Annotated in this window: 19 protein-coding genes; 14 read left to right on the plus strand and 5 right to left on the minus strand. The window is 73.3% G+C overall.

What is annotated here, in order from left to right:
- Nucleotides 1–62 precede the first annotated feature (62 nt).
- Complete coding sequence (locus OG974_RS14490; protein ID WP_327283106.1) at nt 63–1,244, plus strand: PP2C family protein-serine/threonine phosphatase; 1,182 nt, start codon at nt 63–65, stop codon at nt 1,242–1,244.
- Nucleotides 1,245–1,338: 94 nt separating this feature from the next.
- On the opposite strand, the gene OG974_RS14495 is transcribed toward OG974_RS14490, so the two are convergent.
- Nucleotides 1,339–1,596 carry a hypothetical protein gene (locus OG974_RS14495; protein WP_327283107.1) on the minus strand — a complete coding sequence of 86 codons (258 nt, stop codon included), beginning with the start codon at nt 1,594–1,596 and terminating at the stop codon, nt 1,339–1,341.
- A gap of 107 nt (nt 1,597–1,703) precedes the next feature.
- Here OG974_RS14495 and OG974_RS14500 point away from each other — a divergent pair, with 107 nt between their 5' ends.
- From OG974_RS14500 to OG974_RS14510, 3 genes are all read left to right on the plus strand, one after another.
- Nucleotides 1,704–2,075, plus strand: coding sequence for an ArsC/Spx/MgsR family protein (locus OG974_RS14500; RefSeq protein ID WP_327283108.1), 372 nt, complete (start codon nt 1,704–1,706; stop codon nt 2,073–2,075).
- 71 nt (nt 2,076–2,146) lie between these two features.
- Nucleotides 2,147–3,595 carry a PLP-dependent aminotransferase family protein gene (locus OG974_RS14505; RefSeq protein ID WP_327283109.1) on the plus strand — a complete coding sequence of 483 codons (1,449 nt, stop codon included), beginning with the start codon at nt 2,147–2,149 and terminating at the stop codon, nt 3,593–3,595.
- A 141-nt stretch (nt 3,596–3,736) separates the two neighbouring features.
- Complete coding sequence (locus tag OG974_RS14510) at nt 3,737–4,282, plus strand: hypothetical protein (protein WP_327283110.1); 546 nt, start codon at nt 3,737–3,739, stop codon at nt 4,280–4,282.
- Between the two features lie 52 nt (nt 4,283–4,334).
- On the opposite strand, the gene OG974_RS14515 is transcribed toward OG974_RS14510, so the two are convergent.
- Entirely contained in the window at nt 4,335–5,264 is a 930-nt protein-coding gene (locus OG974_RS14515; RefSeq protein WP_371646822.1) for a Gfo/Idh/MocA family protein, read from the minus strand.
- Nucleotides 5,265–5,500: 236 nt separating this feature from the next.
- Between OG974_RS14515 and glnII the strand changes: the two genes are divergently transcribed.
- Together glnII and OG974_RS14525 are read left to right on the plus strand one after the other, a co-directional pair.
- Nucleotides 5,501–6,520, plus strand: coding sequence for a glutamine synthetase (gene glnII, locus OG974_RS14520; protein WP_327283111.1), 1,020 nt, complete (start codon nt 5,501–5,503; stop codon nt 6,518–6,520).
- A gap of 509 nt (nt 6,521–7,029) precedes the next feature.
- Entirely contained in the window at nt 7,030–7,653 is a 624-nt protein-coding gene (locus tag OG974_RS14525; RefSeq protein WP_327283112.1) for a winged helix-turn-helix domain-containing protein, read from the plus strand.
- Nucleotides 7,654–7,735: 82 nt separating this feature from the next.
- Here OG974_RS14525 and OG974_RS14530 read toward each other — a convergent pair whose 3' ends face one another.
- Complete coding sequence (locus tag OG974_RS14530; protein WP_371646675.1) at nt 7,736–9,232, minus strand: PepSY-associated TM helix domain-containing protein; 1,497 nt, start codon at nt 9,230–9,232, stop codon at nt 7,736–7,738.
- A gap of 87 nt (nt 9,233–9,319) precedes the next feature.
- On the minus strand, nt 9,320–9,949 hold the full coding sequence (locus tag OG974_RS14535; RefSeq protein ID WP_328762521.1) for a hypothetical protein: 630 nt from the start codon (nt 9,947–9,949) through the stop codon (nt 9,320–9,322).
- A gap of 155 nt (nt 9,950–10,104) precedes the next feature.
- Between OG974_RS14535 and OG974_RS14540 the strand changes: the two genes are divergently transcribed.
- From OG974_RS14540 to OG974_RS14575, 8 genes are all read left to right on the plus strand, one after another.
- A complete protein-coding gene (locus OG974_RS14540) occupies nt 10,105–10,707 on the plus strand; it encodes a rhomboid-like protein (protein WP_327283115.1) in 603 nt (200 codons plus the stop codon).
- A 112-nt stretch (nt 10,708–10,819) separates the two neighbouring features.
- Entirely contained in the window at nt 10,820–11,617 is a 798-nt protein-coding gene (locus OG974_RS14545; protein WP_371646677.1) for a tyrosine-protein phosphatase, read from the plus strand.
- A gap of 148 nt (nt 11,618–11,765) precedes the next feature.
- Nucleotides 11,766–13,709: a hypothetical protein gene (locus tag OG974_RS14550; RefSeq protein WP_371646679.1), complete on the plus strand. Its 1,944-nt coding sequence runs from the start codon at nt 11,766–11,768 to the stop codon at nt 13,707–13,709.
- Nucleotides 13,710–13,863: 154 nt separating this feature from the next.
- A complete protein-coding gene (locus OG974_RS14555; protein ID WP_328762522.1) occupies nt 13,864–15,315 on the plus strand; it encodes a hypothetical protein in 1,452 nt (483 codons plus the stop codon).
- A 120-nt stretch (nt 15,316–15,435) separates the two neighbouring features.
- Nucleotides 15,436–16,332, plus strand: a complete 897-nt coding sequence (locus OG974_RS14560) for a metal-dependent hydrolase (protein WP_371646681.1) — start codon at nt 15,436–15,438, stop codon at nt 16,330–16,332.
- Nucleotides 16,329–17,375, plus strand: coding sequence for a PDR/VanB family oxidoreductase (locus OG974_RS14565; protein WP_328762526.1), 1,047 nt, complete (start codon nt 16,329–16,331; stop codon nt 17,373–17,375). Before OG974_RS14560 ends, OG974_RS14565 begins: the two co-directional genes overlap by 4 nt.
- A gap of 30 nt (nt 17,376–17,405) precedes the next feature.
- A complete protein-coding gene (locus tag OG974_RS14570; protein ID WP_327283120.1) occupies nt 17,406–18,128 on the plus strand; it encodes a TetR/AcrR family transcriptional regulator in 723 nt (240 codons plus the stop codon).
- A 22-nt stretch (nt 18,129–18,150) separates the two neighbouring features.
- On the plus strand, nt 18,151–18,687 hold the full coding sequence (locus OG974_RS14575; protein ID WP_327283121.1) for a GNAT family N-acetyltransferase: 537 nt from the start codon (nt 18,151–18,153) through the stop codon (nt 18,685–18,687).
- On the opposite strand, the gene pulA is transcribed toward OG974_RS14575, so the two are convergent.
- Nucleotides 18,674–24,016, minus strand: a complete 5,343-nt coding sequence (gene pulA, locus OG974_RS14580; protein WP_371646684.1) for a pullulanase-type alpha-1,6-glucosidase — start codon at nt 24,014–24,016, stop codon at nt 18,674–18,676. The two genes, OG974_RS14575 and pulA, sit on opposite strands and share 14 nt — an antisense overlap.
- Nucleotides 24,017–24,069 lie beyond the last annotated feature (53 nt).

The following is a 24,069-nucleotide window of genomic DNA, read 5'->3' on the forward strand; positions in this document are numbered from 1 at the left end:
CACGGCCACCCGGCAGGCCGGTCCGGGGTGCGCGGCCCCGGCGCGCGTACCAGGGTGGAGGGGTGAGACGCCGACGCGAGGAGCCCGGCTGGCTGCAGGGAAAGCCACCACCACGCTGGGCGCGGCTCGCACCCGCCGTGGCGCTGGTGGGGCTGGTCCTCGCGCAGCGGGCCACCCCGGGTGACATCGAGCTGGGCTTCTTCCTCGCCGGCCTGCCCCCGGTGGCGGCGTTCGCGTACGGGGCCGCCGGGACCGCCGTCTTCGCCGCCCTGGTGCTCTTCCTGCTCGGGGAGCCGTGGATCGGGGTCGCTCACGCCCGGGGCACCGACCTGGCCACGGTGGCCGCGATCGGGCTGCTCAGCGTGGTGATCGCCTGGGTCCGGCGGCGCCGTGACGCCCAGCTGGTCAGCGTACGGACCGTCGCGGAGGCGGCGCAGCTGGCGGTGCTGCCGCCGGTGCCGGACCGGGTCGGTCCGGTGCGCTGCGCCGGGCTGTACCGGGCCGCCCAGCGCGGCACCCTGGTCGGCGGCGACCTGTACGACGTACGGGCCGGGCCGTACGGGGTGCGGGCGCTGGTCGGGGACGTGCAGGGGCACGGCCTGGCGGCCGTCGGCACGGTGGCCGCCTTGCTCGGCGCCTTCCGGGAAGGGGTACTGGACGATCCGGAGCTCGCGGGTGTGGCGGCCCGGCTGGACCGCAGACTGCTGGCCGACACCGCGGCCCCGGCGCGCCCTGCGGCGGACACCACGGGCCCGCCCGGCCCGGCGGACCCGGCCGGCCCCGCGGACCCCGCCGGGCCGGGCGACGGATCGGCCGGGCATCCGGAGCTGTTCGCGACGGCGCTGCTGCTGGAGTTCCCGCCCGGGCTGGGGCTCGTACGGATCGTTTCGTGCGGGCATCCGCCGGCGCTGCTGCTCCGGGCCTCCACCGTGTCGGAGGTGACCGTCGAGCCGGGCCCTCCGCTGGGGCTCGGGCTCGCCGGAGAGGACCTCGCGGTGGTGGCCGACGTACCTCTGCTGCCGGGCGACCGGCTGCTCGCGCACACGGACGGGGTGACCGAGGCCCGGGACGCGGCGGGCGAGTTCTACCCGCTGGCCGCCCGGGTCCCGGTCCTGGCGAAGGATCCGCAGGGGCTGGTCGGGGCGGTGTGGCAGGACCTGGTGAAGTTCACCGACGGCGGCCCGCGCGACGACGTGGCCCTGCTGGTGCTGTCCCTCCCGGACTCCACGGACGGCGCCGGATGACCGGCCGGGTCGGACGCGTCGGGTCCGACCCGGCCGGGCGGTGCGGTGTGGCGCGGTGCCGTGCGGTGAGGTGAGGTGCCGTGCGGTGAGGTGCTCAGGCTCCGTTGCTGATGATGAAGGCGCGGACCATCTTGCACGTGACATTCGACGGACGGTGGACGCCCGTGCGGACCGCCATCGTGCGGATCTTCCGGTTGGTGGCGCGGCGGGCGTCGTACGTCCCCGAGTCGAGCAGGGATATTGCCAACCGCATCGCCTTCAGACGGCGGTTGTGGCTCTCGTACCACTCGCGGGGCAGGCCCGCCGGAAGCGGCTTCTTCTTGACGGGCCCCATGGTCATGGCAGTGGCCATCTACAGCCTCCCAAACGGTAGTTGGCTTCCTGTCGTTCTCCCTCGATTTTACCGGGGACCACTGACAGAAGCCCCTGGCCAGACATGCTCCGGATAGGCTGGCGGCCATGGAGATCTGGATCAATCCCGCCTGTTCGAAGTGCCGCAGCGCGCTGACCTTGCTGGACGCGGAGGGTGCGCAGTACACGGTGCGCCGGTACCTGGAGGACGTGCCGAGCGAGGGCGAGATCCGCGAGGTCCTGGACCGGCTCGGCCTGGAGCCGTGGGACATCACGCGCACCTCGGACCCGCTCGCGAAGGAGACCGGCGTACGGGACCTGCCGCGCGAGGAGACGGACGAGGCCCGCGGGCTCTGGATAGCCCACCTGGCGGCGCACCCGAAGCTCATCCAGCGCCCGATCATCACAGCGGAGGACGGCACGGCGGTGGTCGCCCGCTCGGAGGAGGCGGTCCGCGAGGCCCTGTCCCGCCGGGGCTGAACCGTCCGACCTGCGCGGACGGCCCGCTGATCGCCCGCCGACGCGCGGGGACGGCCGCCTACGCTCCCCGTATGACGTCCGACGACACCGCCCCCGCGTCCGCCACGGGCACCGATCCGGGCAGCGGCTCCGGCGGGGCCGATCTGCACCTTGAGCTCCCCGCGCACGGTGCCCGGCGGGCCGCCCTGGCCCGGGCCCTGCGGGACGCCGTGCGCAGCGGCCGGCTCGTCGGGGGGACCCGACTGCCGCCGTACCGGGCGCTGGCCGCCGACCTCGGGCTGGCCCGCAACGCCGTCGCCGACGCGTACGCCGAGCTGGTGGCCGAGGGCTGGTTCACCGCCCGGCAGGGCTCCGGCACCCGCGTCGCCGAGGGGGTCGCCGTCGCCACCACCCCGGCGGCGCCGGCCGCGGCCGTCCCGGAGGGGCCGCGGCACGACCTGCTCCAGGGCAAGCCCGACCCCGCCTCCTTCCCGCGGGGCGCCTGGTCCGCGAGTGCCCGGCGGGCCCTGGCCGAGGCTCCCACCGAAGCCTTCGGGCCCGGCGATCCCCGGGGCCGCCCGGAGCTGCGGCGGGCACTGGCCGCGTACCTGTCCCGGGCCCGGGGCGTGCGTACCGACCCGGGGAACATCGTGGTGTGCTCCGGCTTCGCGAACGGCCTGCGGCTCCTCGCGTCGCTACGGCCCCGCGACTGGGCCGTGGAGGAGTACGGACTCCCCTTCCACCACGGCATCCTCGAAGCCGCCGGGGTCCGCCCGCACCCCGTGGCCGTCGACGAGGACGGCGCCCTTACGGACGCGGTCCCGGCCCGGGCGCGCACGCTGTTGCTGACCCCGGCCCACCAGTTCCCGACGGGGGCCCGGCTGCTCCCGGCGCGGCGTGCCGCCGCCGTGGAGTGGGCCCGTACGACGGGCTCCCTGATCGTGGAGGACGACTACGACGGGGAGTTCCGCTACGACCGCAAACCGGTCGGCGCGGTCCAGGGGCTAGCCCCCGGGCACGTCGTCTACGCGGGCTCGCTGAGCAAGTCCCTCTCCCCCGCGGTCCGCCTGGGCTGGCTGGTGCTGCCGGACCACCTGGTCGAGCGGGTCCTCGCGGCGAAGGGCTTGCGGGAATCCTGGGCGAGCGCCCTGGACCAGCTGGCACTGGCCGACTTCATCGAGTGCGGCGCCTACGACCGCCACATCCGCCGCATGCGCCACCGCTACCGCGACCGTCGCGACCAGCTGGTGTCCGCGCTGGCCTCCCGGGCCCCGCAGTTGCGGGTGACGGGCATCTCGGCGGGTCTGCACGCGGTCCTGGAGCTCCCGCCGGGTACGGAGGCCGCGGCGCTGGGGGCGGCCCGGGCGGCGGGCCTGGCCCTGGACGGCCTCTCGGGGTACCGGCACCCCGCCGCGGCGGGGGCGGGAGGGGGCAGGGAGGGGCTGGTGGTGGGGTACGCGGCGCCGCCGGAAGCGGCGTTCGGTCGGGCGGTGGAGGCACTGGCGGCTGCGGTGGGTTCCGTGGCCGCGCCACGGCCGTAGCGCCGGGTGGCCGGGGCGGCGCCCGACCACCGTCGACACCCGTCGCGGGGGCCGCGCGCCCGGGCCCTCATCTCGCCCTCACACCTCGCCCCATATGGTGTAGACCATAGGAAAAGGGATGTACCACACCGAGGGACGGCGATGACCGACACGAAGGACCAGCAGCAACTCCTGCCCCGACTGCCGCCCACGGGGTCGCGCCCCGCCGCGCGCCGGGGTGCCGACTGGATGTTCGGCGGGGTCTACGGGACCGTGCTCGCGTCCGGCCTGCTGGCCGCGCTCGATCGGGCGGGCGGCGAGTACACCCCGTTCTACGACGCCACCTGGGTACTGGTGACCGCCGGTGCGGCCGCCCTCGCGCACGGCTACTCGCACCACATGGCCGGCCACCCGGCCGGATCCGCCGCCCACAGGTGGCGGGCGCTCGTGCGGGCGTTGTGGAACGAGTGGCCGATGATCGTGGCCACCCTTCCCACCGTCCTGCTGCTGGTCTTCGCCGGGCTCGCCCACTGGGACTCCCCCGGGGTGACCGCCGTCGGGCTCGGCCTGAACACCGCGCTGCTGTTCGCCTGGGGGTCCTTCGTGGCGCTCCGCGTCGGCTACCGGCTCGGCCCGGCCCTGCTCATCGGCATGGCGGACGCCACCATCGGTCTCGTGATCATCGTGGCCAACGCCGTCATCAAGTAGCCGGCCGGGCGCCGCGCCCGGGCCATGGGCCGCCCCCGGCCGGGGATCGGCCTCAGGCCGGCAGCTGCTCCTCGGCCTCCGCCAGGATCTGCGTCAGCCGGGCCGCGAACTCCGCGTCGCGCGGGTCCGCCACCCCGGTCCGGGCGGCGGTGACCAGCGCGTCCAGGGCGCGCCCGTACGCCCCGGGCACATCGGTCCAGTTGGGCAGCGAGAACACCCCTTCGGCCCCGCGCAGTTCCAGCCCCACCCCGGCCGCCGCGGCCGGCGCGCCCAGGCTGAGCACGGCGGTGCTGGCGGCGCCCGACGCGTGCCGCAGGACGAGCTGGACCACGTCGGACGGCCCGCGGGCGGCGGTGACGGACGTGACGTCGCCCAGGACCGGGATCAGGACGGACAGGGCGTGCGGGCCGACGTCCCAGAGCCCGCCCTTGTCCTTGCGCCAGGGCGAGGCGGCGTACGCGCTGGGCGCACCGTCGGGCGGGAAGACGGCGCCGAGCCAGTGGGCGCTCGCGGTGAACCAGCCGGAGCGGGCGGCCTGCTCGGCGACCCAGCCGGCGGCGGGCTCGGCGAAGCGGAGGGTGAGGAAGACGACGGAGGCGACGCCGTGCCGGGCGGCGGCGTCGGCCACGGCGCGGGCGTCCCGGGTGGTCGTGGCGACGGGCTTGTCGAGGAGCAGGTGGCGGCCCGCGGCGGCGGCGCGCACGGCGAGCGGAGCCTGTACGTCCGGCGGCAGGGCGAAGGCAACGACGTCACAATCGGCGAACAGCGCGTCGGGGTCTTCGTACACCTTCACGCCGTACGCGTCGGCCAGCTCGGCGGCCGCTTCGGGGCGCCGTCCCCACACTCCGGCGAAGTCGGAGCCGGAGTGCGCGGCGAGGGCTGGGGCATGGGTGCGGTGGGCCCAGGGGCCGGTGCCCAGCAGGCCGACCCGGGGGCGGGCCGGCAGGCGGGAGGAGTCCGTGGGGCCACCGGTCGAAGTCAAATCGTACGAAATGCTCACCTGCTCAGTCTGCCCCACTCGGACGGGCGTGCTGCGACCAACCCGCACAACCCGCTCGACCTGCGGCGTAAACCTCGGTAACACGGGGTTCACACATGGGCAACGGTAGAGAAATCGCGAGCGGGCACGCTGCGGTCCACACCGCAACGACATCGCAGCACCGCGAACGCAGCACCCGCAGAGTCTGCGCCGGAGCGACGCACCGAAGGATGGGGCCCGTGAGCTACAAGGCTGAGTACATCTGGATCGACGGCACCGAGCCGACGGCGAAGCTGCGCTCCAAGACGAAGATCCTGGCCGACGGCGACGCGCTGCCGATCTGGGGCTTCGACGGATCGAGCACCAACCAGGCCGAGGGCCACGCCTCCGACCGCGTGCTCCAGCCGGTGTTCTCCTGCCCGGACCCGATCCGCGGCGGCGACAACCTCCTCGTGCTCTGCGAGGTCATGAACATCGACATGACCCCGCACGAGTCGAACACCCGCGCCCTGCTGCGCCCGATCGCCGAGCAGTTCGCGGACCAGGAGCCGATCTTCGGCATCGAGCAGGAGTACACCTTCTTCGACGGCATCCGGCCGCTCGGCTTCCCGGTGGGCGGCTTCCCCGCCGCGCAGGGCGGCTACTACTGCGGAGTCGGCTCGGACGAGATCTTCGGCCGCGACATCGTCGAGAAGCACCTGGACCACTGCCTCGCGGCGGGCCTGAGCATCTCCGGCATCAACGCCGAGGTCATGCCCGGCCAGTGGGAGTTCCAGGTCGGCCCCGTCGGCCCGCTGGAGGTCTCGGACCAGCTGTGGATCGCGCGCTGGCTGCTGTACCGCACCGCCGAGGACTTCAACGTCTCGGCGACGCTGAACCCGAAGCCGGTGAAGGGCGACTGGAACGGCGCGGGCGCGCACACCAACTTCTCGACGAAGGCGATGCGCGAGGACTACCGCGCCATCATCACCGCGTGCGAGTCGCTGGGCGAGGGCAGCAAGCCCCTGGACCACGTCAAGAACTACGGCGCCGGCATCGACGAGCGCCTGACGGGTCTGCACGAGACCGCCCCGTGGAACGAGTTCAGCTACGGCGTGTCCGACCGCGGCGCCTCGGTCCGCATCCCGTGGCAGGTGGAGAAGGACGGCAAGGGCTACATCGAGGACCGCCGCCCGAACGCCAACGTGGACCCGTACGTGGTGACCCGTCTCATCACGGACACCTGCTGCGCGAGCCTGAAGAAGGAGGGCCTGGTCTAGCACCCGGCCCCCACTGCGCGACGCACGGCGCCCGCCGAGCCCCCGTGGCCCGGCGGGCGCCGCCGCGTTCCTGGCCCGAGCCCGCCCTGCGTCCACGCTGTTGACCAGCATGCGATACGGGGCGCCGGTCCGGACGGGCCGACGAGGCATGCCGGGTGACGGTTTGTCCGGGTTACTGGAGGTCCACTGGAGATGTTCTCGCGGAATTTGAGATTCCGCTCCAGCAATTGAGACGGGGCCTGCCCCGCAACCGCCGCATCTGATTCAATGGGCGCATGGCCAGCCACTCGCACACCTCGAACGGTCGCAGCGACCTCGAACCGTTCTGGCCCTCCCGTCAGCACCACGATTTCGACCGGGTGTGTTGCCGCGCGAAGAACGCGCCGGCCCTCTAAAGCCTTCCGGGACCTCCCACCGGACGTCCCCCGCCGAGGCCTTCGGTCTGCGCGGTACGCGTTGACGTACGTACGTCTCCTGCCGACCACTCCGCGTGAAAGAGCTGACCACTCATGTCTCACTCCCGTTCCCTGACCTCTGCCGCTTCCGCCGCGACCGCTGCGAGCGCGCCCCTCTCCTATCCGCCCAGTCCGCGCCACCGGCTGCGCGCCGTGGACCGCAACGAGGTCGCCCGCGTGGTCGACCTCCTGCCGCCCGGCGCCACCTGGCTGCCCGCGCCGCAGCACACCCTGCCCACGCTGCCGGGCCAGCCGCCGATGATCGGCTACCTGGTCCTCGTACCGGCCGGGTCCGCGGACCAGCAGCCGCCGATCGCCTTCGCCCCGCAGTCCGTTCCCGCGCCGGCCGCCTCCCGCGGTGCCGCGGCCACCACGAGCGCTGCGCCCACCACCGGGGACGAACTCGTCCGCATCGACGCGGCGCAGCGCACCGCCGAGGTCGACGGCCGCGTACTCGACCTGACCTACCTGGAGTTCGAGCTGCTGGCCCACCTGGTGGCGCACCCGCACCGGGTGCACAGCAGGGACCAGCTGGTGACCACGGTCTGGGGCTACGGCCACGTCGGCGACGGCCGGACCGTGGACGTCCACGTCGCCCGCCTGCGCCGCAAGCTGGGCGCGGCACACCGCGGCGCGATCCAGACCGTGCGCCGCGTGGGCTACAAGTACGCGCCCTGAGCACGGCACGACGTACGCCGGTGGGCCCGTACTCCGCGAGGGAGTACGGGCCCACCGGGCCGTCGGGGCCGGACCGTCCGGGTCAGGCGGTGCCGGCCGCCCCGGCGCGGCGCGCCGCGACCGCACCCAGCAGCACGTCGACCGCCAGGAACGCGACCAGGCTGATGCCGAGCAGCGGTACGAACCACCCGACCACGGCGGTCACGGCGGCGAGCGGGAGCAGCAGGGTCAGCGGCACCTTGCGCCAGGCTCCGCGCGGCTGGGCCCGGCCGGCCGAGAGGGCGCGGTCCTTGGTGGGTCGGCGCAGCCACCACATCCGGTAGCCCCAGAACACCAGGAACATCACCGCGACGGCGAGCGCGGCGAGCGCGATCTGGTTGGCGAGGCCGAGGGTCTTCCCCATGTGCAGGTCGATGCCGAAGCGGGTCAGCTTGGCGAGGACGGGGTAGTCGGCGAAGCGCAGTTCGTCGATGATCCGGCCGTCGGCGGGGTCGACGGAGACGGAGTCGAGGTGCACCGGCAGCTGCTTGTCCTGCTCCTTGATCACGTAGCCGTTGCCCTTGGCGGGCAGGGTGATGCGGAGCTCTTCGTTGACCCCGGCGGCGCGGGCGGCTGCCACGGCCTTGTCGATGCCGATGTCCGCGGTGGGCGGCGTCGCGGGCATCTCCGTGCCGTCGGGCATGGCGTGCCCGGTGTGTCCGGCGTGCGCGTCGGAGCCGGAGTTCGAACCGGGGGCGAGGGCGGCGGACACGGAGGGGGTGGCGCCGCCGAGCCGGTCCTGGAGCTGCCCGATGTTCTCGCCCGCGTACTTCGACCAGGTCAGGCCGGTGGCGGAGAGGGCGACGAGTCCGGTGACGGCCCAGATGCCGACGGCCCCGTGCCAGGAGAGGGTCTTGCGGCGCCCGGTGGCGGCGCGGTCGGGCACGACCAACAGGGCCTTGCGGGAGCGGCGGCGGCCGATCCACAGGGCGAGGCCGCCGAGTGCGACGACCCACAGCCAGCTCGCGGCGAGTTCGCTGTAGTTCCGGCCGAACTCGCCCAGCTGGAGGCTGGAGTGGAACTCGCTGAGCCAGGCGCGCAGCGGCAGCGCGTCGCCTTCGGTGGTCAGCGTTCCGTTGACGTGACCCGTGTACGGATCCACGAAGACGGTGCGGGTCTGGCCCTCCTCCAGCCCCGGGGCCTCCATGATCACGCGGGTGGTCGCCTCGGCGTCGGGCGCGGGCCACACGCCCACGACCTTGCCCTCGGGGACGGTGCCCCGGGCGGCCGTGACCTGGGCGCTGAGCGGCAGTGCGCTTCCGCGGACCTCGGTGACGGTCAGCTCGTCGGAGTAGATGATCTTCTCGGCCTGCCAGGAGCCGGCGTACAGCAGGCCGGTGGCGGCGGCGAGGAACAGCAGCGGGGCTATCAGGATTCCGGCGTAGAAGTGCATGCGCAGGAGCAGCGGCCGCAGGGCCGCCCAGGTGCCGGACTTGGCGGGTGCGGCGGGTGCGGCGGAACCGGCGGGTGCGGTTGCCGCGGCCGGAATGTCGGTGGTGGCGTCCGGGGTGCGGACGTCCTGGACCTCTTCGAGGGACATGTGTGTCCTAGGTGTTGGCCTGTTGGCGAAGACATGGGTGATCGGGCCCCGGGTCTCGCCCCCTCGCCGATGAGGGAGGTGCGCCGGTCAGGCGCAGGCAGGACGGCCGGGGGCCGTGGCGCGGGTGTCTCGCCGCCCGGGCGGACCGCGGCGCACCAGGGCGTGCGCGGGCACGGCCCCGCGCAGCCTGCGCGGGGGTTCGTAGGAGGGCCCCGGCGCGGGCGGCGGCGGTACGGCGGCCACGCGGGCCCGCACCAGTGCGATCGCGCGGGCGATCGGCCGGGCCGCGAGCAGCGCGGCGGCGCCGAGGACGGCGGCCAGGCGGAACACGGCGGCCTCGCCCCGCGCGAGCCAGACGGCGCAGAACAGACCGGCGAGGACGTGCGCGGCGACCATGCCGGGGCCGCCGTGCCCGGCCATGTGGGCCATGTCGGCCATGTCGGCCATCCCGCCCGCCTCAGCCGTGCCGTGCATGTCGGCCATGCCGCCCATGCCCGCCATCCGGTGGTGCCCGGCCATGGGCGCGGACCGGGCGGAGTGGCCCGCGTGCCCGGCCTGGCCGGCGGAGAAGAACAGGTGCAGTACGCCCTGGACGGCGAGCAGTGCCGCGCCGATCCCGACGGGTCCGCGGCGGCGCCCGGCTCCGAGCCACGCGAGCCCGCCGGTCACCCCGAAAGCACCCAGAAGGGCTATCAGGGGAATATCGGTGTCAGACATGTACGAATGCCCCAGAGCGCCCAATGCGGTGCACACCGCCGCGAACATCGCGGCCCGTGTGGCGCGTAGCGGCGCGGGGGTTCCTGGCATGGCTGAAACATGCTCGCACGGGCCCCGGTTCCACCAGCCCGGGGGTCGTATCCGATCATGATCCGATGAAATCACTGCTCTGGCCGCCGCCGACCCTCGGCGTGGTGTATGCGGGCGGGGTCCAGCTCGGCGCGTACGCCCTGGAGCGACTGGGGGCGGCGGAGCGGGACCGGGTGCTGCGGGGCTGCTCGACGAATGTCGACAACCTCGTCGCCGGCCGCTGGGAGACCCTGCTGAGCAGCGCGTTCGTCGTCGAGGAGCCGATGCCGCTGCCGTACGCGCTGCTGCTCGTCGCGGTCCTCGGGTACGCGGAGTACGCGTACGGGGCCTGGTGGACGGCCGCGGCGTTCTTGTTCGGGCACGCCGCGGCGACGCTCCTCGTCCACGGCGGGCTGCGCCGGACCGCCGATCCGGCCACCCGGCGGGCCCTGGACGTGGGGACCAGCTACGGCTTCAACGCCGTGCTCGGTGCGCTGACCTCCGCGCTGCCGCGCGGGCCGGTCCGCACGGCCGCCCGGGTCGGGCTGCTGACGCTCGCCGCAGGGCCCGTGTTGAAGCGGGAGCGGACCTTCACGGACGCCGGGCACCTTGCGGCGCTGGGGATCGGGGTCGGCCTCTCGCTCGCTCTCGATTGCCTATCCGGCCCGAAACATCAGAAAATCGGGTGAATACATCCGATCTGCACCACATCACCGGCACTACCCGCCCCACCGGCACTACCCGTACTACCCGCCCCACCCGCACCGCCCGCGCCGTACGCACACCGCTGGAGCCGCCACGATGACCACCACCACCCCCTCCACCACCGTCGCCAACCTCCGCGACCTCGGCGGCACCCCCCTCTCCGGCGGCCGCACCGTGCGCCCCGGCCTGGTCCTGCGCTCCGGCCAGCTCGACCGGCTCGACGTCGACGCCGACCCGGTCGTGGCCGCGCTGGGCCTGCGCACGGTCATCGACTTCCGCACGGACGCCGAGCGCGGCGCCCACCCGGACCGGATACCGGACGGCGCCCGCCTCCTCGTCCACGACGTCCTCGCCGACAAGCTGCGCTCCGGGAAGATCCCGGCCGCCACGCAGCTCAAGGACCTGCTGTCCGACCCGGCGATGGCGCAGGAGCACCTGGGCGGCGGCAAGGTGCAGGCACTGTTCGCCGACACCTACCGGTCCTTCGTGTCGACCGCTTCCGCGCAGGCCGCGTACCGGACCCTGCTCTCCGAGCTCGCGGACCCGCAGGCGGGCCCGCTGCTGTTCCACTGCACGGCCGGCAAGGACCGTACGGGCTGGGGCGCGACCGTCGTCCTGTCCCTGCTCGGCGCGGACGACGAGACCCTGATGGCCGAGTACCTCTCCGTCAATCCGGCGGTCAAGCAGGCCTTCGCCCGGATGATCGAGGGCTTCACCATGGCCGGCGGCGACCCGGACATCGCGCTGGGCCTGATCGGGGTCTTCCCCGAGTACCTGGAGGCCGCGCTCCACGAGGTGAACACGCGCTACGGCTCGATGGAGAAGTACGTGCGCGAGGGTCTCGGCGTCCCCGACGGCACGGTCGAGGCGATGCGCGTCCGCCTGACGACCTGACCCGACCCCCGGGCCCACCCCGATCCCGGTCCCTCCGGGCCGCCGAAGCCCGCTGAGGCCCGCTGAGGCCCGCCTGCGACCGGCATTCGACCCGAACGTGTGACCTGGGGGCGGGTGACCATCCGACGATTCGCTCGTTCTGCTGAACGTGACTGCGCCGGATACCGCCACCCGCCCCCCGTCTCCCGTGCCGCCCGACGTCGAGCTGGCCGAGGCCGCCATCGTCGAGCACTACCCGCGGCTGGTGCGGCTCGCCTATCTGGTGCTGCCGCCCGCCCTCGGCCGCAACCGGCGGGTGCTCACCGCGCATTCGCTGGCCCAGCGGGCACTGCCGCGCGGGCGGCGCGGCGCCGGCGCGGATGCCGCCGCCGCGGCCGCCGTGCAGGGCGGGGTTCCGGGCCAGCGCGGGACCGCGTCCGCCGAGTCGGGGTACGCGTACGTCCGACTGCGGGTGCTGCGCGCCGCCCTGGAGGCCGGGATCCCGCTGACCTTCCGGGCGCTGCCCCGGCGGGCACAGTTGCCTCCGCTGCTCCCCCAGGTGTGGGGGCTGCGGCTGTTCCCGCGCTCGGGCGGCGCCGAGGAGCTGGCCCTGGACCAGTGGCTGGCCACGCTGGACGGGCCCGGCCGGGCGGCGTGCGTACTGCGCGCCCTGGAGCGGCTGCCGGAGCCGGAGGTGCTCCGCGTGCTCGACGAGGCGGGTGTGGCGAACCCCGCCGCCGCGGTCGCGGAATCCGGGGATCCGTCGAACGACGCCCTGTTCGCCTCCCCCGAGTTCGATCCCTGCGTGCTCCAGGCGCGGCCCACCGACCTGCTGCGCCGGCGCCGGTTCGCGCGGGCCGCCCTCGCCGCCGGGGCCGCCCTCGCCGTGTGCGGGGCCCTGCTCGCGCTGCCCGGCGGCGGCTGGGGTGCGGACGGGGCCGCGGCCCCGCCGTACGCGCTCAACGCGGCGGCGGAACGGGCCCTGGATCCGGGGAAGCTGGTCCGCATCGCACCCACCGCCTGGCGCACCTCCTCCCGTACCGACTTCTCCACCTGGCCCGCCCGCGGCGACCGCACCGACGACGCCGAACTGCTGCGCCGGGCGCTGGCCGTCTGGGCCCGGCCCGGCTCCACGGTGGTCGCCTCGGCCACACCCGGCACGCCGCCCGGACCGCCGATGGGACCTCCGCAGCTGCTGTTCGCGGGCACCGTCGACCAGGCGGTCGTGGTCCTGCTGTACGACGGCCTGCGCGTGGTCCGGTACGCCGAACCGCGCACCGGGACCTCGGTCGCCGCCCTCGACTTCGCCCGGACCGACGGCGCCTCGGCGGACACCGCGACCGCGCTGGTGCTGAGCCGGGTCGACGGCAACGTCCGCTATCTGACCGCGCCGTGGATCACCGGCGTGGGACTGCGCGACCTGCTCAAGCCCGGTGACGCACCGACGACACTGAAGCCGAGTCGGGACGGGATCACCCCGCCGGTGGCGAGCCCCGCCCCGACGGGCAGTTGCACCGGCTGGAACGCGCTGGCCCTGACCGGCGCCGGCACCACCCGGCTGGTCACCGACCTCGGCGAACTGACCCCGGCCCGGCTGACGTCGGGCGCACCGGGTGCGGAGCGCGATGTGGCGGAGGGTGCGGAGCTCGGCGACTGGTCGCGGATCGCGTGCCTGCTGCCGTCGGTCCGCTCGCACGGCGTCCGCAGCGTCAACGCCTGGACGTACGCGAAGCAGCCGCTGCCCGAGGGCGACGGCACGGCGACCTGGCTGTGCACCCGGGCGGACACCTGGGCGGGTACGGAAGACCGGGTGCAGGCGCAGTTCCTGACCCCGGGCGCCCCGCTGGCGGCGCAGGCGGCGAAGGCGGAGGGCTCGCCGGCCTGCGGGCCGCGGGAGCCGCGGGTGCTGGCGGGCGTGCTGTGGAAGTCGAAGGCGGGCCAGTGGTACGTGCTGGCGGCGGGCAGCGCCCAGTTCGCATCGCTGTCGGTGACGGGCGGCGGAGTGAACGGTTCGGCGAACGGCAACCGGCTGGCGGTGAAGGCGCCGGCGGGCGCGCAGGTGGAGCTGGCGGGCAAGCTCACTGACGGTACGAAGGCAGGGGTGCTCCGGTAGCGCCATGACTGGTGGGTGAATCTTCAACCGTCAAGCATGGCGAGGGAGTTGGCGGGATCCGGACATGACTGCCGCAGTGCACACATGGCATGATCGGGTTCCGGTTACCTCGCGGTAACCCCCCACACCCCTCACGTACCGAAGGTTCACCCACGTGCGCTTGCTCGCCCGACGTCTTCTGCTGCCCGGCCTCACCACACTGGCGCTCACCGCCACCGGCTGCTCCTCGTCACCGCACACCGGCCCCGCCGACGCGGCCGCCCCCGCCACCCTCGCGCCCACGGGCGACGGAACGTCACAGCTGGAGGTGGCCGCGGCACCGCAGGGGACGCCCACACCGGCCGCCGTGGCCCGCGCCGACGGAAAGGGCAAGACCCAGCAGTCCTCGCTGAAGGTCGCCTCGTACGACCAGGCGAGCGGACGGGCCGTCATAGCCAAGGCCCCGCAGGGGCCCGCCCCGTCCTCCTCGTCCTCGTCCTCGTCCTCGTCCTCGCCGAGCAAGAAGCCGGAGCCGAGCAAGAAGCCGGAACCCGGCAAGTCCCCCGACGCCGACAAGCCCGTCGCGGTCGGCGACGTCATCGCCAGCGCGCCGGCGCCCGGCGCCCCCAACGGCCTGCTGGCCAAGGTCACCGAGGTCGTCGGAAAGACCGACCGCGGCACCGAGGTCAAGACCGCCTCCACCACGCTGGCCTCCGTCCTGAACGACGACAAGGCCGACGGCAAGGTCCCCGTCGACCCGTCGTCGGTCACCGTCGAGCCCCTGATGAAGGGCGTCACCTTCTCCTGGGCCAAGACCGGGGGCGTGAAGTTCGGCCCCCAGAGCGCCAAGCTGCCCCTCGGCAACCTCCGCCTGGACGTGAACGCCGCCGTCGACACCGCCCCCGACGCCCCCGCCTCGGCCGGCGCCTCGGTCTCCGGTTTCGTCCAGCTCGCCCCGCAGGTGGAGTTCTCGTACGACGGCAGCGGCGGCTCCGGCCCGCGCGGCGCCTTCCTCGGCATGAGCGGCGACTGGTCCTCCCAGTGGAAGCTCCAGGGCCGCGCGGCCGCGAGCACCGGGGCGCCCAAGCGGATCCCCTTCGCCAAGCTGCACAGCGCCCCGGTCATCCAGGTCGGCCCGGTCCCGGTCGTCGTCAACCTCGACCTGACCTGCTACGTCCAGGTGGAGGCCGACGGCCGCGTGACCCTCGACGTCCAGCAGGACGTCAAGGGCGACTTCAAGGTCGGCGGCAGCTACGCACTGGGCAAGGGCTGGACTCCGGTCAGCCAGTCCAACGTCAAGAGCACGCCGGTCACGGCGACCGTCACCGCCTCCGGCAAGGTCAAGGGCGCGCTCGGTGCCGAGGCCTCCGTCGGCCTGTACGGGGCCGTCGGCGTCAGCGCGGACTTCGCCCCCTACCTGCGCGGCGAGGCCGACGCCAAGGCGAGTGCGTCCAGCGACGGCAAGACCTCCCTCAGCGGCTCCTGGGCGCTGTACGGCGGCTTCGACCTGAGCGGGAACCTGCACCTGCAGCTCTCCCTGTTCGGCACGCCGCTCTTCGAGCGCAAGATCCCGCTGGGCACCCTCAACCGCGAGTGGGCGCTCGCGAGCGGCCACGCCGAGCTCTAGCCGCAAGGCCGGGCAACCGGTCCGAGTCCCCCGGGCGCCGTGCGCGCCCGGGGGACTCTTGCGTGAAGTGGTGGACGCAGAGGGGTTTTCCTCCCCCCTACCCCTCAGTACATTGACACCATGTCTAATACGCCGCTCGCGCCCGCCCCCGTGGCGTCGGAACACATAGGGCTCAAGGCGCGGAACGTGTCCTTCGGCTGGGAGGGCACCCCGCTCCACTGGCTGCCCGGCGACCCGTTCACCACGCACACCATCAACGTGCTGCACCTGCTGCTGCCCGCGGGCGAGCGCTGGTTCGTGCACGTCTACAAACAGGTGCTCCCGTACATCAAGGACGAGCAGCTGCGCGCGGACGTCGTCGGCTTCATCGGCCAAGAGGCCATGCACGCCGCCGCGCACGACGACGTGCTCCCCCACCTCAAGCGCCTGGGCCTGGACCCGACCCCGTACACGGCGCAGGTGGACTGGCTCTTCGAGAAACTGCTCGGCGACCGGACGCTGCCGCCGGGCAAGGCCCGCCACTGGTGGCTCATGGAACGGGTCGCGATGATCGCGGCGATCGAGCACTACACGGCGTTCCTCGGGAACTGGGTCCTCAACGCCGACGAACTGGACCGCCGGGGCGCCGACCCCGTGATGCTCGACCTGCTGCGCTGGCACGGCGCGGAGGAGGTGGAGCACCGCTCGGTGGCCTTCGACCTCTTCATGCACGTGGACGGCGGCTACCGCCGGCGGACCCGGACCTGGGCCACCGCGTTCACGGCACTGGTCTTCCTGTGGCAGCGCGGCGCCCGCTTCTTCATGGAGAACGACCCGGAACTGACCGGCGCCAAGGCCTCCCTCGGCCAGTTCTTCCGCGCGGGCCGGCAGGGCACGCTGCCCTCGACGGGCGCGATGCTCAAGTCGATCCCGACGTACCTCTCCCGTACGTACCACCCGTCGCAGGAGGGCTCGACCGCCCAGGCCGTGGCCTATCTGGCCTCCTCGCCCGGCGCGAACGGCGGTGCCACCGCATGAGCCGCACCCTGAAGGTGGCGGCGCTGGCGGGTGCCGCACTGCTGATCCGCCGCACCCTGCGCGGGCGCATCGCCCGCTCGCCCCTGTGGCCCCTCCCGGCACTGGAGACCCCGATCTCCGGCCACTCCCCGCGCCGTTGGCTGCCGACCCTGATCGTCTCCCGCACGGAGCCCGCGGCCGGCGTCCTGCACCTGGCCCTGGAATCCCCGGACCTCCCGGAGTGGACCCCGGGCGCGCACGTGGACGTACGGCTCCCGTCGGGCCTGATCCGCCAGTACAGCCTCTGCGGGGACCCGGCCGACACGGGCCGCTACACGATCGCGATCCGCCTGATCGAGGACGGCCGCGGCGGCTCCCGCGAGGCACACGCCCTCCTTGCGGAAGGCGCCGAACTGGCGGTCCGGCCGCCGCGCAACCACTTCGAGCTGATCCCGTCCGGGTCCTACGCGTTCGTGGCGGGCGGCATAGGCATCACGCCCGTCCTCCCGATGCTGCGCGCGGCAGCGGCGGCGGGCGCGGACTGGACCCTCCTCTACTGCGGCCGCAGCCGGGCCTCGATGCCGTTCCTCGCCGAACTCTCGGCCCACGGCTCCCGGGTGACCGTCGTCCCGGAGGACGAGGCGGGCCTCCCCGACCTGTCCCCGCTGGCCGCCGCCGCCCCCGGCACCCTGATCTACTGCTGCGGCCCGGAACCCCTGATGGAGGCGGTCCGGGCGGTGGCCCCGGCCCCCTCGGCCGTCCACCTGGAGCGCTTCACCCCCGCTTCCGCGACCGGGCCCTCCCGCCCCTTCACCGTGGAACTCCACCGCACGGGCCGCACGATCGAGGTCGCGGCGGAGGAATCCGCACTCACCGCGGTCCGCCGCGAACTGCCCACCACCCCGTACTCCTGCGAACAGGGCTTCTGCGGCACCTGCCAACACCGCGTCCTCGCGGGCGAGGTGGACCACCGCGACACCCTCCTCACGGACGGGGAACACGAGGACTCGATGCTCCTGTGCGTCTCCCGCGCCAAGGACGACCACCTGGTCCTCGACCTCTGAGCGCTGCCGCGCGCCCAGTAGGGTGTCCGCATGACAAGCGGGACGCGGCGCAGGATGGGTGTCGAGGAGCGGCGGCAGCAGCTGATCGGGGTCGCCCTGGAGCTGTTCAGCCACCGGTCGCCCGACGACGTGTCGATCGACGAGATCGCGGCTGCCGCGGGGATATCGCGGCCGCTCGTCTACCACTACTTCCCGGGCAAGCTGAGCCTGTACGAGGCCGCCCTGCGGCGTGCCGCCGACGAGCTCGCGCAGCGGTTCGTGGAGCCGAAGGAGGGGCCGCTCGGGGCGCGGCTGCTGCGGGTCATGGGCCGGTTCTTCGCGTTCGTCGACGACCACGGGCCCGGCTTCTCGGCGCTGATGCGGGGCGGCCCGGCCGTCGGCAGCAACCGGGCCAACGCCATGATCGACGAGGTCCGGCAGGCCGCGTACCAGCAGATCGTCACGCACATCGGGATCGAGAAGCCGCCGGCGCGCCTCGAACTCGTGGTGCGGTCGTGGGTGTCGCTGGCGGAATCCACCGCGCTGATCTGGCTGGAGGGGCGGCGGATCCCGAGGGCCGAGCTGGAGCTCCAGCTGGTGCACGACTTCGCCGCGCTGGCCGCCGTGAGCGCCGCGTACGACGCGGAGATGGCCGGGATCCTCGGACGGATCCTCGCCGACGAGCCGGCCGACGGCCCGTTCGGGGAACTGGTCGGGCGGCTCGGGGCGCTCGTCCCGGCGGCGGTGGAACCCGCGGTGCCCTCCCCGCGGTGATCATCCGCGTGATAATACGCGCGTGATCATTGATGACGGGATCTTGTTCCGGCGGGCCGTGGAAAAGGACGCCGCCACCCTCGTGGCCCTGTACGACCAGGCGGCCCGGTGGATGCGCAAGCACGGGATCGACCAGTGGAAGCCCGGGGACAAGGACGCCCCGCACTTCCTGGCGAAGATGCGCGAGGGCGAGGTGTGGCTCGCCGGGGACAGCGACGGCCGGATCATCGGCGCGTACGAGCTGTGGTGGTCCGACGAGGAGGCCTGGGGCGTGCAACCGCCGGTCGCCGGCTACGTGCACCGGCTGATGGTGGAACGCGAAACCGCGCCCGCGGGAGCCGGACGCCGGCTGCTCGAACATGCCGAGCGCCGGATAGCCGGGGCAGGATTGCCGCGGGCGCGGCTGGACTGCGTCTCCACCAACCCCCGGCTGCTCGCGTACTACCGGGGTGCGGGCTACCGGGTGGTCGGGGAGTTCCCCCACAAGGAGGGCAAGGACGGCCGTGTGTACGGGGTGATCCTGCTGGAGAAGCGGCTGGATCAGCTCAGCGTCGTGTGAAGACCGCGACCGTGCGGGCCGGGGTGGTGAACTCTCCCGTCCGTGCGTCGTAGGTGGCCTGCTTGACCGCGGGGTCGGTGCCGGCCGCCTGGACCGGGTGCAGGGCGTAGCCCGTGCCCGCGAGGGCCGGGATGCGCTGGGGCTGGGCGGCGGGAGTGGCGTTGAAGACCACCACCAGGTCGCCGAGCGTCATGGTGATCACGCCCGGGGTCTCGTCCTTGCCGGAGAGCGGGAAGGCCAGCGCGGCCTGGACCGCCTGCGGTGTGGTGAGGGCGAAGGCCCGTTCCGTCGTACGGATCCGCAGCAGGTCGCGGTAGGCCGCCGAGGCTCCGGTGATGTCGGCGCAGCCGGGCGCCGGGCGGCCGCTCAGCAGGGGCTTCGCGTACGGCCACTTGGAGCCGTTGTCGGCGGCGGGCGGCAGGCCCCGGCCGAAGCCGTTGCCGTCGCGGCAGTCCCAGTGGATGGCGTTGAACCAGTCGCCGCTGTCGTACGAGTTGCGGTCGAGGGACTTGGAGCGGAGCAGGTCCGTGCCCGCCTGGGACAGCGACGGGCCCTGCGAGAGGGTGCCGACGGCCATCGCCAGGACCTGCATCCGGGCCTGGTCGGCGGTGGAGGTGCCCTGCGGGAGCTTGTACGCGAGGGCGTCGGCCAGCGTTTCGTTGTCGTGGGCGTCGGCGTAGGCGAGTGCGTCGCCGGGGGCCGCCGCGTAGCCGGCCGGGGAGCCGTTGTAGTCCACCTCGGAGCCCTTGACGGGCCGGCCGGCGGTGTCCGTGAAGGCGTACGAGGCGAGGTTGCCGGACAGCCCGACCTTGATCAGGTCCTGGTCGTGCAGGAGCCGGGCCCGCTGCTGCTCCGCGGTGCCGTTCGCGGGTGAGGCGTTGGGGGCGGTGAACAGGCCGGAGGCGAAGCCCTGGACGCGCGGGTCCTCGTCGAAGGGGCCGCCGCCGCGGACCGCGTCGCGCGAACGGTCCGAGAAGGTGGCGATGCCGGTGCCGGCCATGTTCTTCTGCGTGGCCTGGACGAAGCGGGCGTCGTCCGCGACCTCGCCGAAGTTCCAGCCCTCCCCGTACAGGATGATCTTCTTGCCGTCGACGCCGTCCTTGGCGACGGTCAGCGCGTCGAGGGCCGCCCGGACGGCCAGGATGTTCGCCTTCGGGTGGTGGCCCATCAGGTCGAAGCGGAAGCCGTCGACCTTGTACTCCTTCGCCCAGGTGACGATCGAGTCGACGACGAGCCGGCCCATCATGGCGTTCTCGGGAGCCGTGTTGGCGCAGCAGGAGGAGTTCGCGACCGAGCCGTCCGCCAGCAGCCGCTGGTAGTAGCCGGGCACGATGCGGTCGAGGACCGACTTGTCGGACTGGCCGGCGGCGACGGTGTGGTTGTAGACCACGTCCATCACCGTGCGCAGGCCGGCCCCGTTCAGCGACTGGACCATCCTGCGGAACTCGACCGTACGGGCCGTGCCGTTCGGGTCGCTCGCGTACGAGCCCTCCGGGACCGTGTAGTGCAGCGGGTCGTAGCCCCAGTTGTACGCGTCCTTCGCGGCCGCGGCGGCCACGCAGGCCTGCTGCTCCGGCGAGTCCGGCGCGTACACCTTGAGGTCACAGGCGGGTTCGGTGCGGTCGGAGGCCTTCTCCGGGATCGTGCCGATGTCGAACGCGGGCAGCAGGTGGACGTAGGAGGTGCCGGACGCGGCCAGAGCGCGCAGGTGCTGCATGCCCGCCGAGCCGGTGTCGGTGAAGGCCAGGTACTGGCCGGGGTGGGCGCTGGTGGGGTCCGCGACCGAGAAGTCGCGGATGTGGAGTTCCTGGATCTGCGCAGAGGTGAAGGGGACGGCCGCGGGCTTGCGCAGGTTGCGCCAGCCGGGCGGGGCCAGCTTCGGGGCGGCCAGGTCGACGGCGAGGCTGTAGGTGGAATCGGTGGTCAGGGCGGTGGAGTACGGGTCGGTGACGAGGTTGCGGACCATCCGGCGGGTGCTCGGGGCCCACACGCTCACGTCGTAGCGGTACGGCTTGCCCGTCCAGCTGCGCTCGCCGCGCACCGACCAGACGCCGGTGGTGTCGTCGCGGTGCATGGCGACGGTGCGGCCGTCGAGTTCGAGGGCGACCTGCCGGGCGGTGGGGGCCCACACGGACAGGGTGGGACGGCCGTCCTTGAAGACCGGGCCGAGGGGGGCCGTGTTCGCGTACAGGTCGTCGAGGACGCCGGCGAGCTGGACGCCGGTCGCGGCGAGAACGGCCCCGTTCGCGGCGCGGGCGCTCGCGACGAGCTGGCCGCGCAGGGCCTCGCGCACGCGGCCCCGGTCACGCGGGTCGACGGTGTACGCGGCGTACCCGGCCAGGTGCGGGAACTTCTGCTTCTGGGCGGCGGTGAGCTCGGACTTGGCGAGGCGCAGCCACTGCGCGCCGTCCGCGTGCAGGGCGCCGTTCTCCGCGGTGACGGTGCCTTCGCGGGAGGCGAGGAGCTGGACGGACGCGGCGGCCGCGGGGGCGTTCCAGGCGAGGGTGTCGCGGTCGATCCAGACGGCCTCGGACTTGGTGAGGTCCAGGGCTGCGGAGGAGCCGGCGGGCTGCGGGAGGAGGTACGGGGCCCGGCCGCCCAGCATCCAGACCTCGTGGCCGGTGGCCTTCAGGTCGAGGGACTGGTCGGTGGGGAGGTCCTTCTCGTCGCCCTTGTGGAGGATGTAGCTGAGGCTGGTCGCGCCTTGCGCGAGCGGGACCTCGTACACGGCGCCGTAGGAGTCGGTGCGGGCGGGCGCCAGCGGCTTGGACCAGTCGGTGGGGGTCGCGGCGCCGGTCCAGACGTGCAGGCCCCAGCCGTCGTAGGCGCCGTCGGCGCGCTGGTAGTGCAGGACGGCCTTGGCCTGGTCCTGGGGCGGCTGGGCGGGGCGGTCGGTGGTGGCCGCTTCCTTGCCCTGTTCCAGCCAGACCTCGCCGCTCTTGGTCACGTCGAGGGTGCGGTCGGTGGCGACGTCCTTGTTGCCGTCCTTGTCGATGACGAGGTAGCCGATGGAGGAAGCGCCGGGCTTGAGGCGGACGTAGGCGAAGGCGCCGTACGCGTCGCGGCCGGTGAAGTCGTGTCCGGCGGGCCACGGCGTGGCTTCGCCGTCGGCGAGGTCGCCCCAGGCGTACAGCCGCCAGTTCGTGTAGTCGCCGTCGGGGCGCCGGTAGTGGACGACCGCGTAGTCGCGCTGGGTGGCGGTGGGGACGGGGACGGGCGGGACCTGGCCGGAGACGGACTCGGCGAGGGCGCTCGCGGTGCGGCCGCAAGCGTCGACGACGACGGCCTTGTAGCGCAGGGCCGTGCCGGCCGGGGCCGTGACGTTCTGGGTGACCTTGTACGGGGCGTGGTCGGCGGTGCCGAGGACCTGCCACGGGCCGGTGCCGCTCTGGGCGGCGAAGACGACCCGGTTCAGGCCGCCTCCGGTGACGTCGGCGGACAGCTCGACGGTGCCGGTGGCGCCGGGGGCCGGGGCCTTCAGGGTCAGGGCGGGCTTGGTGGCGGGGGCGGCGAGGGGGGCGATGCCCTGGAGGACGACCGAGCCGAAGGCGGGGACGGTGACGGTGAGCTTGCCGGCCGCGGAGGAGCGGATCAGCGCGGTGCCGCCGTACAGGGTGCGGTACTGGGCGCCGGCCGGGGCGTCGAGTTCGACGGTCCGGGCCTCGGCGGCGTTGTTGGCGGCGACCAGGTACTCGGTGCGGCTGCGGGTGTCGGTACGGGCGAAGGCGTAGACGGATCCGTCGGACAGGCGCTCGCTCTGGACGCCGTCCCGCAGGGCCGGGTGGTCCTTGGTCAGCTTCGAGAGAGCGCTGATCTCCTTGTAGAGCGGGTGTCCCGGATCGTAAGCGTCGCTCGCATGCGTGCGCACCGTTCCGAGCTGGTCGTCGTCCAGGTAGTCGGCGACCTTCGTGGCGAACAGCGGCTGCCGGGCGTCCTTGTCGCCGCCCGCGCCCGTGAAGCCCTGCTCGTCACCGGAGTAGATCACCGGGTTGCCCCGGGAGAAGAACATCAACTCGTTGGCGAGCCGGTAGCGGTCCAGTAGCTCCTGCTCCCCCGCCCCCGGCCGGTCCTGCTTCAGGAAACTCCCGAAGCGGCCCATGTCGTGGTTGCCGAGGAAGGTGACCTGCTCGTACGCGTTCGCCTTGTCCGTGGTGTACCGGTAGTCGTCGGCCAGTACGGAGCCGAGCCGCGGGGCCGCCGCGCCCTGGGAGGCGTACGCGCGGATCGCGTCCTGCAGCGGGAAGTCGAGGGTGGCGTCGAGCCGCCCCTGCGTCACGTACGGGGAGGTGACGGCGGTGTCGGCGGAGTAGACCTCGCCGAACATGAAGAAGTTCTTCCGGCCGCGCTGGGCTGCGTACTTGTCGAGGGCGGTGGCCCACTGCGTCCAGAACCCGGTGTTGACGTGCTTGACCGTGTCGATGCGGAAGCCGTCGATCGCGAAGTCCTTGACCCACTTCTCGTAGATCTTCTCCATCCCGCTGACGACCTCGGGGCGCTCGGTCCACAGGTCGTCGAGACCGACGAAGTCACCCTGGTCGGAGGATTCTCCGGCGAAGGTTGAATCGCCCCGGTTGTGGTACATCGTCGGGTCGTTCAGCCACGCCGGAGCCTTCAGCCCCTTCTTCTCCTCGGGCACGAACGGCGTCCGTGGAAAGGAACCGGCGTCGACCCGCGGGAACTTCTTCTTCCCGTCCGCGTAGTCGGAGTCCTCGAAGGGCACTCCATCCTTCGTCAGATAGGGAAAGGCCCCCTTCGACAGGTAGGAGTAGGACTGCTCCCGGTAGTCGACGACATCGGCGGTGTGGTTGGTGATGACGTCGAAAAATACCTTCATCCCCTTCCCGTGCGCCTTGTCGATCAGGCGCTCCAGATCGGCGTTGGTGCCGAAATGCGGGTCGACCTGGGTGAAGTCGGTGATCCAGTACCCGTGGTAGCCGGCGGAGACATCGGCCCCCTTGCCCTGTACCGGCTGGTTCTTGAAGATCGGCGCCATCCAGATGGCCGTCGTCCCGAGCCCCTTGATGTAGTCGAGCCGGTCGGTCAGGCCCTTGAGGTCGCCGCCCTGGTAGAAGCCCTTGTCCGTCGGGTCCAGTCCGGTCTCCAGCCGGGTGCCGGTCAGGCCGCCGGTGTCGTTGCGCGGATCACCGTTCGCGAACCGGTCCGGGAGGACGAAGTAGAACTGCTCCCGGGTCAGGTCGTGCCGCGCGGGCTCGGCGGCCAGTTTGGCGTCCGAGGGCGGGGCGGGCGGCGCGGCGGCCGCTGCCGGGAGGGCGGGCAGCAGCGTCACGGCCAAGGTGGCGGCGATCACTCCTGCGGCGGGGCGTATCAAGGCGGGTCTCCTTGTGTACGGGAGGGCCGCCCGGTGGATGGCAGGGTGGGACA

The sequence above is a fragment of the Streptomyces sp. NBC_00597 genome, assembly GCF_041431095.1.
In the GTDB taxonomy this organism is placed as follows: domain Bacteria; phylum Actinomycetota; class Actinomycetes; order Streptomycetales; family Streptomycetaceae; genus Streptomyces.